This is a genomic window from Spirosoma knui, from assembly GCF_054780635.1.
Genome location: NZ_BAAGVY010000005.1, coordinates 83,186 through 97,546 on the forward strand (window position 1 = coordinate 83,186; position 14,361 = coordinate 97,546).

Consider the following 14,361-nt stretch of genomic DNA (forward strand, 5'->3'; position numbering starts at 1 on the left):
TATTCTAAGAACAGTCGATACGTTGCTTTATTACGCTGCCAAGTGAAGCGAACGGGCGTATTGGCTGATTACTTCCTTCGTGATCGACTCCTCCTGCTTAATTTGTCCCAGACACGGCAAACCTGTGTAGTTTAAAATAAACGTTTCAGTCGCTGGTACCGTCGGGCCGTTGAAGAGTATGCCCAGGATCGTAATGTTTCGAGTACGGCACGCTTCAACGGATAACAACGTATGGTTGATGCTGCCCAAATAGTTTTTCGAAACCAGCACAATGGGAAGGTTCAGCCTCTGTACCAGATCAATATTCAGGTCGTGGTTATTGAGGGGTACAAGCAAGCCGCCAGCTAGTTCAATCACTAACGTATTATCCGTTTGTGGTAACGTAATCTTATCCAGTTCAATGGTCACCCCGTCTAATTCAGCCGCAGCGTGGGGCGATAGGGGAGCTGTAAGCCGGTACGCTTCCGAATGAAATCGGGAAACTGGATTGGTCGTCAATTGGCGGATGGTTTCCGTATCGGAATCTTCTAACGCGCCCGATTGAACAGGCTTCCAATAGTCGGCTTTAAGAGCTTCAACCAGCACGGCCGAGGCTACGGTTTTTCCAATCTCTGTGCTGATACCGGCTACTATAAGTTGTTTGGGAAAATTCATAAAGATGGTTCAGCGACTAGCACCGTTTGCAATACAATAACCAGATGCTCTATTTCCTGCGCTGTATTGAATGTGTGAATACAGATCCGTAATCGCTCCTGACCAACTGGAACGGTGGGACTAAGGATTGCACGGACATCGAAACCCGCCCGCTGCGCTTCCGTAGCTACGTATCGGGCCTGTTCATTACCAGGAACAATCAGGCATTGAATAGGGGAGGTGCTAGCCGTCCAAATGGCGTTTGGTAATGCCTTTTCGGCACAGTTTCGGAAGTAGGTAATCCGTTCATGCAACTGCTTACGGGCCTCTGGACTGCGTTGCAACTGTTGATGCGCGCACCGAATAGCGAGTAAACTATGCGGAGGTAAAGCCGTCGTATAAATAAACGATCGGGCGAAATTGATCAGGTAGTGGCGTAGTACGTCAGGACCGACAACCGCGGCCCCATGCACACCTAACGCTTTACCGAACGTATGCACGCGCGCCAGCACACGATCCTGTAAGCCCAGTTCAACGACTAGCCCTTCGCCGTCCGGTCCATAAACACCCGTGGCATGAGCTTCATCAACCAGCAACGCGGCACCATACTGCTCACATAAGGTCACTAGCTCACGTAACGGAGCTACGTCGCCATCCATCGAATAAACCGATTCGACCGCTACGAACACCTGTCCATTTGCCTGCTGTAACTTCGTTTCCAAGTCACGGAGGTCGTTATGTCGGAAACGCTGACGGGTTGCGTAACTCAAGCGTGCCCCGTCAATCATACTGGCATGAATCAGTTCATCGGTCAGGAGAGTGTCGCCGGCTTTAGGCAGGCAGGCCAACAACCCTATATTGGCGTCAAAACCGGAGTTGAAAACAAGAGCCGCTTCGGTCCGATAGAAAATGGCCAGCTCGCTTTCCACTACGTCAGCTAACTCGGTCTGACCCGCTAATAGTCGTGAACCCGTTGCACCCGTGCGCAAGTCCTGACCTGTATCAGCTTCCTGAATAGCGGCTTTTAATTCGGGCAAGCGGGCAAAACCGAGATAGTCATTCGAGCAAAAGTCAACCAAATTGCCAGCCGTGCGCAGTTGGCGTAACAGCCCTGCCTGCTGGTGGGCAGCGAGTCGCTCAACTAACAATTGACTAATGGTACACTTCGATTCGGTCATACCGCAAAGATAAAACCCCTTCGTTGAACTGCTGGCCGTCAAAGGCATACATAGCTCAAAATGTGAATAAAGTAATAGTTATCCACATGGTTTGTGTGGATAACTTCATTCAGATTTAACTATTCCAACAAAAATTGATAGAGTGGCCCAGAAACAGGGTAAACATTTCAGCTAACAAAAGGTTACAGCTAGATTTCGAAAACGATTTTTCCAAACTGTTTCCCCTCGTCCATCTTTCGAAATGCCTCTTCCGCTTCGGCTAATGGAAACAATTCATCAAGTATGGGGACAAGCTGTTTATCGTTTATAAACGCGATCATATCAGCAAATTCCCGTTCGGTACCCATAGTTGAACCGAAGATGTTGAGCTGTTTGAAGAACACTTTCGACGGGGCAATATCGGTCAGGTTGCCGGTTGTTCCACCAAAGATGACAATACGCCCACCGGGTGCGGCAGTATCAACCAGTTTCGCGAAGCCCGCTCCACCCGCGCTATCGATAATGACGTCAAAATAACCGGCACGCCCTCCACCGGTCTGAGCCATTAACGTTTTAGCCCAATCTGACTCTCGGTAGTTAACGCCCCCCGCTGCGCCCATCACTTTCGCTTTTTCCAGCTTTTCCTCGGAGCCAGAGGTTACCCAAACTTCGGCACCAGCGGCTACCGCAAACTGCAACGCAAACAAGGCGGCCCCTCCGCCAATACCGGTGATTAACACTCTTTCGGGAACGCTACTACCTGAGCTATGCAATCCCGCACGGGTCATCACTGATCGCCAGGCTGTTACGCCCGCTAAAGGCCAGGCGGCTGCCTGCTCAATCGATAGATGCGTAGGCTTGTGGTGGACATACTTAACCGGTATCTCTACGTATTCCGCGAACGTGCCGTTATCAGGCATGCCCAGAATTCGGAAATCGGATCCGTAAAAATTTGGATTATCACCCCAGTTTAGTGAGCAATTGATCACGACTTCCTGACCCCGCCATACTGTGTCAACCCCCTCGCCAGTTTCAGTCACGACACCGGCTCCATCTGACCCTAGAATAACGGGCAGTTTGATACCCGGATATAATCCCTTCTGAATAAATACATCCCGGTGGTTGAGTGCCGCTGCCCGAAGATTTACGAGTACTTCGCCGGGGCGAACAGCCGGAGTTGGCGCATCGATCAGCTGAACAGGCTGATGGGTCCCGGCAAGTTGAATAGCTTTCATTTTTTAACGATTACAAAGAGTTGATTCGCGCAGATGTACCTTTGCCGAAAAAAGACAGGCTGATGATTCGGTTCTTTAACGAGGACGTTCCGTATAAACTCCCCAAACAGCAGGTAACCCGTCAGTGGCTTAAACGGCAGGCAGAAGCCGAAGGTTATGCGGTGGGTGAGCTAAATTACATTTTCTGCTCGGACGAACACGTCCTGCAAGTCAACCGCGACTATCTCCAGCACGATTATTATACAGACATCATTACGTTCGATCAAAGCGAGGAAGACGGTAAGCTAGAGGGCGACATTTTCGTTAGCGTTGAGCGGGTAGCTGACAATGCCAATCAACTGGGTGTTTCGGCCGACCAGGAAATGCGCCGGGTGCTGGCTCATGGGTTACTACATCTCTGCGGGTACGGCGATAAAACCGATGAAGAGGCCGCCCTGATGCGGACCAAGGAAGAGGAGTGGTTAGAAAAATGGCAGTAATGACTTACGGTAGTTGTTAACCTATTTACACTCACCATTTTGCACGAACGATCATGGGTAAATTCGTCATTAGTACCCGTAAAAACGGAGAATTTCAGTTCAACCTGAAGGCTGGCAATGGCCAGGTCATTTTAAGTAGTGAGGGCTATACGACCCGAAGCGCATGCGAAAACGGCATTGAGTCTGTCAAAAAGAACTCATCCAACGATGACCGGTATGAACGCAAGACAACAACGGCTGGCAAATTTCGCTTCAATCTGAAGGCAAGCAACGGTCAGGTTATCGGCACCAGCGAAACGTACGAAAGCGAGAGTGGACGTGATAATGGTATTGAGTCGGTCAAGAAAAACGCGCCCGACGCTGAAGTTGTGGAAGAGAACTAAACCGGTTACAATTCCGGAAGATAAAGAGAGAAGCCTTATCTTCCGGAATTGCCGTAAGTTGCTTGTTGATTTTATGTATGTGGCCATCCCACTAGCAGCTTCTCTCTAAAACTTGATCGAATGCGACTCATAGCCTGCGCTCTTTTGTTGATTACGTTCGTGGCTACGGCACAGAAACGAATTGTGGTTACAATCGACGATTTGCCCACTGTCTCTAAATATTACGTCGACGCGTCCGGAAAGCGGCTTGTGACGCAGAAATTGCTCGCTCATTGCACGACGTATCAAGTTCCGGCGGTCGGGTTTGTTATCGGTTCGTTTGTACAGACGGATGCTAAGCCAGATACCAGCCAACTTAATATGTTAAACTTATGGCTAAACGCGGGTTTAGAGCTTGGCAATCACACCTTCGGCCATAAAGATTATAATCTGGTTTCGTTTGACGAGCTAAAGACCGACGTATTGTCCGGGGAGCAACCGGTCAAAGCGTTTCTTAACAAGCAAGGCAAATCCTACCGCTATTTCCGGCATCCGTATCTGCATAAAGGTGACTCACAGCCCAAGAAGGATTCGCTCGAAGCCTTTCTCAAACAACGCGGTTACCGAGAGGCTCCGGTTACTGTTGACAATTCGGATTGGCTGTTCTCTCGGGCTTACGACCACGCCCTACTGCTCCGGGACACTACGTTAGCGGCCGAAGTGGGGAAGCGTTACGTTGCCTACATGAACGATTGTGTCCGGTATTACGAAGCGCAATCCGACTCGCTTTTCGGGCGGCAGATACCGCAAGTTCTACTCCTGCATGCCAATACGATCAATGCCGATCACCTGGGCCAGCTTTTTAATCAGCTTAGGCAAGGTGGCTATGAGTTTATTACGTTGGAGGAAGCTCTTCGAGACGTAGCGTACCAATCACCGGATCAATACTACGGCAAAGGTGGCATCTCGTGGCTTCACCGCTGGGCACTTACAAAGGGCAAAAAAGGAGCGTTCTTCAAAGGCGAACCAGAAGTTCCGGCTATGATCGATGAGTTGGCGAATCGAAAGCTATAACTTTACCCGGCTGTAAATCCGCCATCCAGTTGAATGGCCTGACCTGTACAAAAGGCGTTTTCGTCGGAGCAAAGCCATATAATTGCCTGCGCGATTTCCTCCGGATTTCCCAGTCGGCCTGCGGGAATCATTTTGCGCATCCGTTCTTCCATACCTGGGGCCGTGTTGATCAGTTCGTCGACCATGCCCGAATGCGTGTAAACCGGACAAACTGCATTTATGCGGATATTGTGCTTTGCGTATTCTAACGCTGCGGTTTTGGTGAGCCCCAAGACAGCATGTTTGGTTGCGCTGTAGGGAGCGCCCATCGGCATGCCCCGTACGCCCGCAATGCTTGATACGTTTACGATCTTGCCACCACCCTGCGCCAGCATCTGACGAATCTGACCCTGCATACCGTAGAAAACACCGCCGATGTTAATGGCCGTTATTTGGTTAAAGTCCTCCGCCGTCTGATCGGTGAACCGGGCGAATTTTCCGCCGATACCCGCGTTATTAATTCCGATATCTAGGCGTCCGTACGTGCTTATCGTCTGCCGGATTGCCGCGTCAATTTGAGCGGGTTGCGCTACGTCGCAGGCTACAAACAAGGCGTTTCCACCGGCCTCTTCGATCTGCTGAACAGTTTCGCGCCCACTTGTTTCGTTGATTTCAGCAACGACAACCCGAGCGCCTGCTTTGGCAAACGCGTTGGCTGTTGCGCGGCCAATGCCTGAACCGGCTCCGGTAATAAACGCAGTCTGGTTGACAAAATTCGACATAATGCCTACATACGGATGGGCTACAAACCTACCTAAAAATTGGAATCGACAAGGTTACGCAACGTTATTTTTGGTTTATAACAAGGATGCCTGTTTGAACTATCTCGAATATGATAGTCTAAACAGGCACATGTATAGAAGAAAAGAAAACCTTACGCTAAGCCAAAAGCCGACAGCTTCACAAAGCTGTTGACGCGCTCATTAATTTCTTCCTGGGTTAAATTCATAATACGCTCGGCCCCAAATTTCTCGACGCAGAATGAAGCCATGGCCGAACCATAAATGATCGCCCGCTTCATGTTATCGAACGAGATATCGTCCGTTTTAGCCAGATGGCCGATGAATCCACCGGCGAACGTATCACCCGCACCGGTTGGGTCGAATACTTCTTCGAGTGGCAAGGCTGGTGCGAAGAACACGCGATCTTCCTGGAAGAGCAGAGCGCCATGTTCACCTTTTTTGATAATAACCGTTTTGGGCCCCATCTGACGAATCTTCGCAGCGGCCTTCACCAGCGCATACTCATGCGTCAATTGACGGGCTTCTTCGTCATTGACAACCAGTACGTCGACCATCGGTAGCAAGGTCATTAGGTCGGGGTTGGCAATCTCAATCCAAAGATTCATGGTATCCAGCACAATCAGCTTAGGACGGTTCGTTAACCGTTCGATAACCGTCCGCTGAATTGCCGGAGCTGTATTTCCCAGCATCAAGTACTGGCAGTTTTGATACGCGTCGGGAATAACCGGATCGAAATTTTCCATTACGTTCAGTTGTACCTCTACCGTATCGCGGGTGTTCATGTCGTTATGGTACTTTCCCGACCAGAAGAATGTTTTCTCCCCCGAACGAATCTCTAAGCCTTCGGTATTGACGCCATGCTGATTCAGGTCGTTGATCATGCTTTGCGGGAAATCGTCACCCACTACGGCAACCAGATTATTCTTTTTGGTGAAGTACGAAGCCGACAGCGTAATGTACGTAGCGGCACCGCCAATGATTTTGTCGGTCTTGCCGAATGGGGTTTCCAGCGCATCGAACGCTACAGAACCAACCGTTAATAAGCTCATCTTTAGTCTAGTTTCAGTTTATTGCTTATGGGCTTCAGTACATAGATGAAGCCTGCAAAGCTTATTTTTTACGCCCAATGACGGGGCAGCGTTTAAATGGCTTGGTTTCGTCGAACAACTTGCGGTACGTAACGTGTGTCTTCACGATGGTTGATCCGAGCTGGCTCACAAACCGCACCATGATTGGGTTAAAATCGCCCACCCAGTTCATTTCCAGCTCGTCGTACTGGAAGTTCGGGTTGTGCTCCGCTTCGTGGGGCATCCGTAGGGCAATGGCCGCTTCAAGCCCTTTTCCCTGATGCGCGGGAGCTACACCAAACACGACACCAAAGGCTTTGCGGTTCGTTTTACGAATCATGTGCCACAAAAACTTCAGCTTACCCAGCCAATCGAGCTTACCATTGACGTGCTTGAAAATCTGGTTCAGTTCAGGTAAACACACGAAAAAAGCCACCGGCTCCCCCTGATAATAAGCGAAGTAAATAATTTTTTCGTCGATGACCGGCTTAAGCTTCTGCATCAGCACCTGAGCCTGTTCGGCCGACATCTCTTTAACCCCAGCATGGTTTCCCCAGGCGGCATTATAGATGTGCCGAAACTGCTCAGCCGCAGCGGGAAGGTGCTTTTTATCGATTGTCTGGAAGGTGTAATCCGGATTTTCGTAGATACGTTGCGCCCGGTCCTTTACCGCCTGCGACATGTCCACCAGTTTAGCCCAGGTGGTTGGGATACCGAATGTAAACTGTTTGAAGTAGTCTTTAAAGCCGTAATTTTCGAAGAAAGCAATGTAATACGGCTTCGTATAAGGCATGCAATAGTTCGGCTCCCTATCGAACCCATCAACCAGTAATCCCCACCAGCGATCACGGTCGCCGAAGTTGATAGGGCCATCCATCGCTTCCATACCCCGGCTTTGCAACCACGCTTTCCCCGCATCGAAAAGCGCAAAGGCCGCGTTCTGGTCCTCTATACACTCAAAGAAGCCAACGCCCCCCGTAGGTTGGTCGTTATCGAGATTGGCAATCTGGTAATCGACGAAAGCAGCGATACGACCAACGGTTTCTTTCCTGTCGTTCAGCAGCAAATAGCGTACGCACTCGCCGTGCTCGAACCGTTTATTTCGGGCTGGGTCGAAGACTTCGGTTACGTCGGTATCCAGTGGGCGAATCCAGCACGGATCGTTGCGATAGAGCCGGACGGGAAACTCGATAAATTCTTTTTGGTATAGGGCGTTAGCGCCCACCTCAACTACCTGCATTCGGTATTAATCAGAAATTGGGTGCGAATATAGCCAAAACCGGGCGGCCTATCGCTCCAACTCAGCGCCTTACTAAAGTTTTGAGCCTTGTAACCGGATCATTCGCACCGTTTTCCAATTTACAATCCGTAACTTCGCCACCGCAAAAAGCTGTTCGTTGTTTGGTTGTTTGACTGTTCGGTTGTTATGAACTCGTACCAAACAACCAATAGCCAAACAACCAAACACTGATGGCGCAGCCCCTTCATTTATACAATACGCTTTCCCGTAAAAAAGAACTGTTTGAACCGCTCAACCCACCGTATGTGGGTATGTACGTTTGCGGCCCTACGGTGTATAATTACGTTCACTTAGGTAACGTCCGCACCTTTCTGACGTTCGATACCCTCTATCGCTACCTGACGTTTATTGGCTACAAAGTTCGTTACGTCCGTAACCTGACCGACGTTGGCCACCTGGTAGGTGACGGAGACGAGGGGGAAGATAAGATCGGGCGAATGGCCAAGTTGGAAAAAGTGGAGCCGATGGAAATCGTGCAACGCTTTACGAATGACTTTCATACCGTAATGGCGCAGTTCAATACGTTCCCTCCAAGTATTGAGCCTACCGCAACGGGACACATGATTGAGCAGATCGAAGCCGTTCAGAAGCTACTGGCGAATGAGTTGGCGTATGAATCAAACGGCTCGGTTTACTTTGACATCGAAGAGTACAACCGACGAGGTGGTAACTACGGCAAGCTCTCGGGCCGGATTCTTGACGACCTGCTCAACGAAACTCGTGATTTGGATGGCCAGTCGGAGAAGCGCAATCCACTTGATTTTGCTATCTGGAAACGGGCGGCACCGGAGCACATCATGCGCTGGAACTCGCCCTGGGGCGAAGGATTTCCTGGCTGGCACTTGGAGTGCACCTGCATGAGCACAAAGTATCTGGGCAAGCAATTCGACATACACGGCGGAGGCATGGACCTTAAGTTTCCGCACCACGAATGCGAAATTGCGCAGGGCGACGGCTTAACCGGCCAGCAGCCCGTTCGGTACTGGATGCACTCGAACATGCTGACCGTTAACGGCCAGAAAATGTCGAAGTCGCTGGGTAATTCATTCTTACCAGCCGAGTTGTTCGCGGGAAGTCACTACCTGCTCGAACAGCCATACAGCCCCATGACGGTCAGGTTTTTCATGCTTCAATCGCATTACCGCAGCACGCTCGATTTCTCGAACGAAGCCCTCAAAGCCGCTCAGAAAGGATACCGGCGGCTGGCGAATGGATTGCGTGTCGTGAAAACATTAACCTACCAGCCCGACGAAGTGAGTACGGCCGACGAGAAAAAGCAGCAGGATATCCGGCAGGCGGTTCAGCAGTTTTACGAAGCAATGAACGACGACCTGAATACGGCCGTTGCCATTGCGCAGCTGTTTACGCTGTTGAAATACGTAAACATGATCTACTTAAATCAGCTTCAGTCGGCTGCGTTAGGCGAAGAAGTTTTCGAACTCTTAAAAACTTCGTTCGTTACGTTCATGCAGGACGTGTTGGGCTTAAAAGAAGAAGGTACCGAAAACCAACCTGTATTAGAAGGCTTGCTGACGCTTTATCGCGAATACAAAGAGCAGCGGCAGTACGATAAAGTAGACCAGATTCGTTCGTACTTCAAAGCGCAGGGCCTGGCAATTAAAGATATGAAGCACCAGATCGATTGGGCGTACGAAGAATAACCATAAATGAGCAGGCCTCGAACTAAATCCACTCGGCGGCCCGCCAATACATTAACCGATGAAGACGAACTCCTTATTCTACACGCTTGCCTTGGCCGTTCTGGTTGGGGCTTGTAAAACGAAGAACGATCAAACCACGACGACCCAAACGACCGAACAGCCAGCTACGGTTTCAGCTCCGCCGTTCAACGCTGACTCTGCCTACGCCTATGTTGATCGGCAGGTAGCATTCGGGCCGCGCGTACCTAACACACCGGCTCATGTTCAGGCGGGTAACTACCTCGCAGCTCAGTTGAAGCAGTTCGGGTGCGAAGTGACCGAACAATCATTCGTGGCGACAACCTGGGATGGTAAAAGGCTGAACGCACGTAACATTATTGGCAGCATCAATCCTCAAGCAACGAAACGTATCGTGCTTGCCTCGCACTGGGATTCGCGTCCTCATGCCGACAACGACACGGATCAGGCTGATAAAAATAAACCTGTACTGGCTGCTAATGATGGCGCTAGTGGAGTCGGTGTTTTACTGGAATTAGCCCGTACGATTCAGCAAAGTCAGCAAAAGCCGAACGTTGGGATTGATATCATTTTCTTCGACGCCGAAGACTGGGGCAATGGGGAAAAAGCCGCTAAAGATTTCGAGAAAGAAAGCGGTGATTTTAGCTATGGTGGCTTCTGTCTAGGCTCGCGCTATTGGTCCCGAAACCCACATAAACCGGGTTACTCCGCTTATTACGGTATTCTGCTGGACATGGTCGGTGCGAAGGGCGCTACGTTCGCCAAAGAAGGCATTTCTATGCAGTACGCACCAACCGTTGTTAATAACGTTTGGCAAACGGCCAGCCGGTTGGGCTATAGCCAGTTTTTTGTTGATACGGCTGGTGGGTCAATCACCGACGATCACTTAGCTCCGAATACAATCGCCAAGATTCCGATGATCGACATTATTCATACCAACATCGGTACTGGCGGTTTTTTCCCGGGCTGGCACACTGCCGAAGATACCATGGACAATATTAATCGTTCGACGCTCAAAGCCGTTGGTCAAACCTTGTTACAGGTACTTTATAACGAACAATGAAGAGTGTCCGATCACTAACGTGTATTGTTGCTTTACTGACTCTAGTCAGCGTATTAACTGGCTGTGAGCCGGTGCCGGATCAATTTGGTAAGCTGAACCTAAAAAAATGGCGCAGCGACCGGGGGGGCTGTGCTGGTGTTCGGGCAACGCTTGTGCCGGACTTCAAAGCTGAAATTGAAAATTTGAAGGGTAAAACGGCGAATACGATTGGTGAGTTGCTCGGCCGGCCGGACATTAATCAGATTGCGGACCGGAATCAAAAGTTTTATATCTATTTCCTGGAAAAGGGCTCCCATTGCGACAGGCCAGGGACCAAGTCAGCTAGTAAGTCGGTCGCCATACGGATGAGCGCAATTGGGCTGGCGACAGAAGTGACGTTTCAGAACGGACTACCCTAATCTTTGGATGATTACACGTAAAACTTCTTACGTATAATCATCTCTTCAACAACTTCCGGGACCATGTAGCGAATCGAGCGGTTTCTTCGAATGCAGTCGCGAATAAATGTTGCCGAAATATCCAGCAGCGGGGCTTCTACAACCTGAACGTTAGGATGGGTCTTAAACGGGCTTTCGGCAGCACGAGGTCTCGGGTACACGCTTAGTCCATAGAACTCAAGAATCTTATCGTGATTTTTCCAGTTGGCAAACTGCTCTAAATTGTCCTCGCCAATGATAAGCCGGAACGTGTGTTGCGGATGCTTCTCGCCAAGTCGGGTTAACGTATCGATTGTGTAACTGGGCTTTGGCATTGAAAACTCGATATCGGTAGCTTTCAGACAGCTGTTGTCGGCGATAGCCCGTTCGACCATGTCAAGCCGGTCGAATTCATGCAACAGGCTTTTTGTCTTCTTAAACGGATTCTGAGGAGATACTACAAACCAGACCTGGTCAAGGTCGGTTGTTGTGGCCATTGTGTTGGCAATAATGAGATGGCCAATGTGAATGGGGTTAAATGAGCCAAAGAACAAACCTATTTTCATAAGGAGTGCTTTAAATCACCGTAGCTTTTGCAGGCACTTTGTTTTCCTTAACGAAGTCATCGACCAGCTTTTGCGCCTTCCGTAAGGACGTCTCCAGGTCGTCGTTAACGAGAACAACATCAAACTTATCCTGGAAGCTCATTTCAAAGTGTACTTTAAACAAACGCTTGGACAAGCTCTCTTCGGTTTCGGAACCCCGCCCGATCAACCGCTGACGTAGTGTTTCTTCGTCCGGCACTTTTACAAAAACGGCCAGCGCCTTATCACCGTAATATTCTTTAAGCTTCAAACCGCCCTGAACGTCTACGTCGAAGAGAACGTGCTTGCCGCTGTCCCACAAGCGCTGAATCTCAGATTTGAGGGTCCCGTAGAAGGCTCCCACGTAGACCTCTTCCCATTCGACAAACTCATTGTTGTCGATTCGCTGCTTAAACTCCTCGGGCGTCAGAAAGTAATAATCTTTACCATTTTCTTCAGAACGCCCCCGACGGTCACGAGTACACGCTGATATTGAAAAGCCGAGGTTGGCGTTCTCAGCAAGGAGGTGCTTAACAATAGTAGTTTTGCCTGAACCCGATGGGGCTGAAAAAATAATGAGCTTGCCGTCCAAGGTACAATACGGTTTATTATAGCAATTGGGGTAATCAAGGGTGGCAAGTGCCATATCCTTAATTACCCCAATGTTGCTGATGAAAGTATTAACTAAAAGTCAGAATCTTGGATTTGATCGTTGCCACCAGTTGATCGGGGCAGCATTTCTTTTCCATTCGCTTGGTCAATAACTCTTTAACTTCTTTCTCGAGGTGGTACATCTCGATGCATGGCTTGCAGCTTTCGAGATTGACTTTCAGCTTAGCGAGTTGCTGTTCGGTGGCTTCCCCGTCCAGAATCAACTGGATCATCTTCAAGCAGTCCGCCTGATGACTGCAATGCTCTTTCATCTCAGGCCTGGCACTGGATGAAGATGACGATGGCAATGACGTTTGCATTGGAAAATTTCTATTTATTCCAAGAATATTAATACGTTAAGTTATTAGCAGAACCAAAATGTAGTTAGAAAAAGTTCGGTTTATTCTTCATTTTCTTCATTATAACCCATTGAAGATGCGTAATCACGCAATTTTTCTTTTAACAGGTTACGGGCTCGGTGCAATCTAGATCGAACGGTGCCAATTGGGATATCCAATATCTTCGCCATCTCCTCGTAGGTGAACCCTTCAATGTCACACAAGATAATGACTGTTCTGAAATCCACGGGCAACGAGTTCAGCGCCGTTGCGACTTCATCCCCAATTAAATCCGATACTGACTCAGCCCGAAGATCAACCGTATGTTCGGTTTCAGCATCTTCTGAATTATAGGTCGTTTCCACGTCCTGATAATCCACTTTAGCCGGTTCTTTGCTCTTTTTTCGGTAATCGTTGATGAAGCTGTTCTTCAATATGCGGAACAGCCACGCTTTGGCGTTAGTTCCTTGCTCAAATGATGAAATAAACCTAAATGCTTTCAAATACGTATCCTGCACAAGGTCGTTGGCATCGTCCTCATCGGTCGTTAAACGAAACGCAAAATTGTACATGGAGTCAATGTGAGGCATAAACTCCTTATTGAATACCTGATATTTCTGCTCATCGGTATATCGGCGGGCAGGCGCATCAGTAGATGGCTGCTCAGCGGAATCTCCACCGGGCAACAGTTGATCTGGTCCGGCATCCCGGTCGTCGCGAGTTGGCGTATCTGACATAACTTCTGGTATAGTCGCCATAAAAGTAAGAGTTAATTGCCGTTTACTAGCGGCAATACTCAACGAATTCAATAATTACACGGTACCAATCCGCTGAGCCGTATCAGGATTTGACTACAAAAATCAGTCCTTTGTTTGAAAAAAGAGTTGAAAACCAGGTAATATGACGAATTGGCAGTGAACGTTTACCCACATGATAACGTTAAAGCCAGCCACATATTCAGACGATTGATCTAAGTATGTGGCTGGCCTCTTATATACGGCTACCTAAGCGGCTATGGATTTAAAATAGCGCTTTAACCAGGAGTCTGAAGCAGATAGGGTCCAACTGTTCTGAAACTCCGCTTTGGTTTTTACCAACGTATTGAACACTTCCGTACTGGGCGTAATGGAACCAGCTTCAACGGCCGCTTTAATCATCGGTAACGGATACGTTTGAACCGTACCATCCGCTGAGCGAACGGCCGCCGAACGATCGAAGAAATCCACGCCAACTTGTCTGCCAATCTCCTGGAGCGTCCGCACGGATGAGTCAATTGAGCAGCCGCTGGGCATACTAAATCCTTCGTCGACGCTGACAACAACAAAGCGGTTCTCAATTACTTTGGCCGATGCCAACAGTGGCTGACCATGCGCTGCCCACTGATTCAGGGCCGGTTCCAATGCCTGTTGGATATCCGCTACGTCCTGGTCGGATAAAGGGCGATTCGCCTGATATACCCATACACGGGCCTCATTGGGCAATTTATCAAAGTCAATGTACATGAGCTGACGAATAATGCTGAGCGGATAATGATTCGTTAT

The 14,361-nt window shown here is 49.2% G+C and carries 17 protein-coding genes; 6 read left to right on the forward strand and 11 right to left on the reverse strand.

Annotated elements, in window-relative coordinates:
* Positions 1-30: 30 nt before the first annotated feature.
* From bioD to ACYVIY_RS12705, 3 genes are all read right to left on the reverse strand, one after another.
* Positions 31-654, reverse strand: a complete 624-nt coding sequence (gene bioD, locus ACYVIY_RS12695) for a dethiobiotin synthase (protein WP_460976727.1) — start codon at positions 652-654, stop codon at positions 31-33.
* Positions 651-1,811 (reverse strand): aminotransferase class I/II-fold pyridoxal phosphate-dependent enzyme, encoded by a 1,161-nt coding sequence (locus ACYVIY_RS12700; protein WP_460976728.1) that lies wholly within the window; start codon positions 1,809-1,811, stop codon positions 651-653. The genes bioD and ACYVIY_RS12700 overlap by 4 nt, the downstream gene beginning before the upstream one ends.
* 188 nt (positions 1,812-1,999) lie before the next feature.
* Positions 2,000-3,025 (reverse strand): zinc-binding dehydrogenase, encoded by a 1,026-nt coding sequence (locus ACYVIY_RS12705; RefSeq protein WP_460976729.1) that lies wholly within the window; start codon positions 3,023-3,025, stop codon positions 2,000-2,002.
* A 62-nt stretch (positions 3,026-3,087) separates the two neighbouring features.
* On the opposite strand from ACYVIY_RS12705, the gene ybeY reads away from it, so the two are divergent.
* From ybeY to ACYVIY_RS12720, 3 genes are all read left to right on the forward strand, one after another.
* Positions 3,088-3,504: an rRNA maturation RNase YbeY gene (gene ybeY, locus ACYVIY_RS12710; protein ID WP_460976730.1), complete on the forward strand. Its 417-nt coding sequence runs from the start codon at positions 3,088-3,090 to the stop codon at positions 3,502-3,504.
* 53 nt (positions 3,505-3,557) lie between these two features.
* A complete protein-coding gene (locus tag ACYVIY_RS12715; protein ID WP_460976731.1) occupies positions 3,558-3,887 on the forward strand; it encodes a YegP family protein in 330 nt (109 codons plus the stop codon).
* A 120-nt stretch (positions 3,888-4,007) separates the two neighbouring features.
* Positions 4,008-4,940 (forward strand): polysaccharide deacetylase family protein, encoded by a 933-nt coding sequence (locus ACYVIY_RS12720; RefSeq protein ID WP_460976732.1) that lies wholly within the window; start codon positions 4,008-4,010, stop codon positions 4,938-4,940.
* Positions 4,941-4,942: 2 nt separating this feature from the next.
* Here ACYVIY_RS12720 and ACYVIY_RS12725 read toward each other — a convergent pair whose 3' ends face one another.
* The 3 genes from ACYVIY_RS12725 to ACYVIY_RS12735 form a co-directional block, all read right to left on the reverse strand.
* On the reverse strand, positions 4,943-5,701 hold the full coding sequence (locus tag ACYVIY_RS12725; protein WP_460976733.1) for an SDR family NAD(P)-dependent oxidoreductase: 759 nt from the start codon (positions 5,699-5,701) through the stop codon (positions 4,943-4,945).
* 152 nt (positions 5,702-5,853) lie between these two features.
* Positions 5,854-6,771, reverse strand: coding sequence for a PfkB family carbohydrate kinase (locus ACYVIY_RS12730; protein WP_460976734.1), 918 nt, complete (start codon positions 6,769-6,771; stop codon positions 5,854-5,856).
* Between the two features lie 61 nt (positions 6,772-6,832).
* Positions 6,833-8,029, reverse strand: a complete 1,197-nt coding sequence (locus ACYVIY_RS12735; RefSeq protein ID WP_460976735.1) for a hypothetical protein — start codon at positions 8,027-8,029, stop codon at positions 6,833-6,835.
* Positions 8,030-8,259: 230 nt separating this feature from the next.
* Here ACYVIY_RS12735 and cysS point away from each other — a divergent pair, with 230 nt between their 5' ends.
* Genes cysS through ACYVIY_RS12750 form a run of 3 tightly spaced genes read left to right on the forward strand, consistent with a single transcriptional unit; the run spans position 8,260 to position 11,229 of the window.
* The gene (gene cysS, locus ACYVIY_RS12740; protein WP_460976736.1) at positions 8,260-9,750 is read left to right on the forward strand and encodes a cysteine--tRNA ligase; all 1,491 of its coding nucleotides are present in this window, start codon (positions 8,260-8,262) and stop codon (positions 9,748-9,750) included.
* A 58-nt stretch (positions 9,751-9,808) separates the two neighbouring features.
* A complete protein-coding gene (locus tag ACYVIY_RS12745) occupies positions 9,809-10,831 on the forward strand; it encodes a M28 family peptidase (RefSeq protein ID WP_460976737.1) in 1,023 nt (340 codons plus the stop codon).
* Positions 10,828-11,229 carry a hypothetical protein gene (locus ACYVIY_RS12750; protein WP_460976738.1) on the forward strand — a complete coding sequence of 134 codons (402 nt, stop codon included), beginning with the start codon at positions 10,828-10,830 and terminating at the stop codon, positions 11,227-11,229. Before ACYVIY_RS12745 ends, ACYVIY_RS12750 begins: the two co-directional genes overlap by 4 nt.
* A gap of 11 nt (positions 11,230-11,240) precedes the next feature.
* Here the strand turns inward: ACYVIY_RS12750 and nadD are convergent, their stop codons facing one another.
* From nadD to ACYVIY_RS12775, 5 genes are all read right to left on the reverse strand, one after another.
* On the reverse strand, positions 11,241-11,813 hold the full coding sequence (gene nadD / locus ACYVIY_RS12755) for a nicotinate (nicotinamide) nucleotide adenylyltransferase (RefSeq protein WP_460976739.1): 573 nt from the start codon (positions 11,811-11,813) through the stop codon (positions 11,241-11,243).
* A gap of 10 nt (positions 11,814-11,823) precedes the next feature.
* A complete protein-coding gene (gmk, locus tag ACYVIY_RS12760; RefSeq protein ID WP_460976986.1) occupies positions 11,824-12,423 on the reverse strand; it encodes a guanylate kinase in 600 nt (199 codons plus the stop codon).
* A gap of 88 nt (positions 12,424-12,511) precedes the next feature.
* Entirely contained in the window at positions 12,512-12,754 is a 243-nt protein-coding gene (locus ACYVIY_RS12765) for a hypothetical protein (RefSeq protein WP_460976987.1), read from the reverse strand.
* 128 nt (positions 12,755-12,882) lie between these two features.
* Positions 12,883-13,578, reverse strand: coding sequence for a sigma-70 family RNA polymerase sigma factor (locus tag ACYVIY_RS12770; RefSeq protein ID WP_460976740.1), 696 nt, complete (start codon positions 13,576-13,578; stop codon positions 12,883-12,885).
* 246 nt (positions 13,579-13,824) lie between these two features.
* The gene (locus tag ACYVIY_RS12775) at positions 13,825-14,322 is read right to left on the reverse strand and encodes a hypothetical protein (protein ID WP_460976741.1); all 498 of its coding nucleotides are present in this window, start codon (positions 14,320-14,322) and stop codon (positions 13,825-13,827) included.
* Positions 14,323-14,361 lie beyond the last annotated feature (39 nt).

Excerpts from the sequence above, each read along its gene's own strand:
- ybeY (WP_460976730.1), top strand. The coding sequence starts at position 3,088 with ATGATTCGGTTCTTTAACGAGGACGTTCCGTATAAACTCCCCAAACAG.
- ACYVIY_RS12705 (WP_460976729.1), bottom strand. The coding sequence starts at position 3,025 with ATGAAAGCTATTCAACTTGCCGGGACCCATCAGCCTGTTCAGCTGATC.
- ACYVIY_RS12775 (WP_460976741.1), bottom strand. The coding sequence starts at position 14,322 with ATGTACATTGACTTTGATAAATTGCCCAATGAGGCCCGTGTATGGGTA.
- nadD (WP_460976739.1), bottom strand. The coding sequence starts at position 11,813 with ATGAAAATAGGTTTGTTCTTTGGCTCATTTAACCCCATTCACATTGGC.
- ACYVIY_RS12765 (WP_460976987.1), bottom strand. The coding sequence starts at position 12,754 with ATGAAAGAGCATTGCAGTCATCAGGCGGACTGCTTGAAGATGATCCAG.
- ACYVIY_RS12725 (WP_460976733.1), bottom strand. The coding sequence starts at position 5,701 with ATGTCGAATTTTGTCAACCAGACTGCGTTTATTACCGGAGCCGGTTCA.
- ACYVIY_RS12700 (WP_460976728.1), bottom strand. The coding sequence starts at position 1,811 with ATGACCGAATCGAAGTGTACCATTAGTCAATTGTTAGTTGAGCGACTC.
- ACYVIY_RS12750 (WP_460976738.1), top strand. The coding sequence starts at position 10,828 with ATGAAGAGTGTCCGATCACTAACGTGTATTGTTGCTTTACTGACTCTA.
- ACYVIY_RS12730 (WP_460976734.1), bottom strand. The coding sequence starts at position 6,771 with ATGAGCTTATTAACGGTTGGTTCTGTAGCGTTCGATGCGCTGGAAACC.
- ACYVIY_RS12735 (WP_460976735.1), bottom strand. The coding sequence starts at position 8,029 with ATGCAGGTAGTTGAGGTGGGCGCTAACGCCCTATACCAAAAAGAATTT.
- ACYVIY_RS12720 (WP_460976732.1), top strand. The coding sequence starts at position 4,008 with ATGCGACTCATAGCCTGCGCTCTTTTGTTGATTACGTTCGTGGCTACG.
- bioD (WP_460976727.1), bottom strand. The coding sequence starts at position 654 with ATGAATTTTCCCAAACAACTTATAGTAGCCGGTATCAGCACAGAGATT.
- cysS (WP_460976736.1), top strand. The coding sequence starts at position 8,260 with ATGGCGCAGCCCCTTCATTTATACAATACGCTTTCCCGTAAAAAAGAA.
- ACYVIY_RS12770 (WP_460976740.1), bottom strand. The coding sequence starts at position 13,578 with ATGGCGACTATACCAGAAGTTATGTCAGATACGCCAACTCGCGACGAC.
- ACYVIY_RS12745 (WP_460976737.1), top strand. The coding sequence starts at position 9,809 with ATGAAGACGAACTCCTTATTCTACACGCTTGCCTTGGCCGTTCTGGTT.
- ACYVIY_RS12715 (WP_460976731.1), top strand. The coding sequence starts at position 3,558 with ATGGGTAAATTCGTCATTAGTACCCGTAAAAACGGAGAATTTCAGTTC.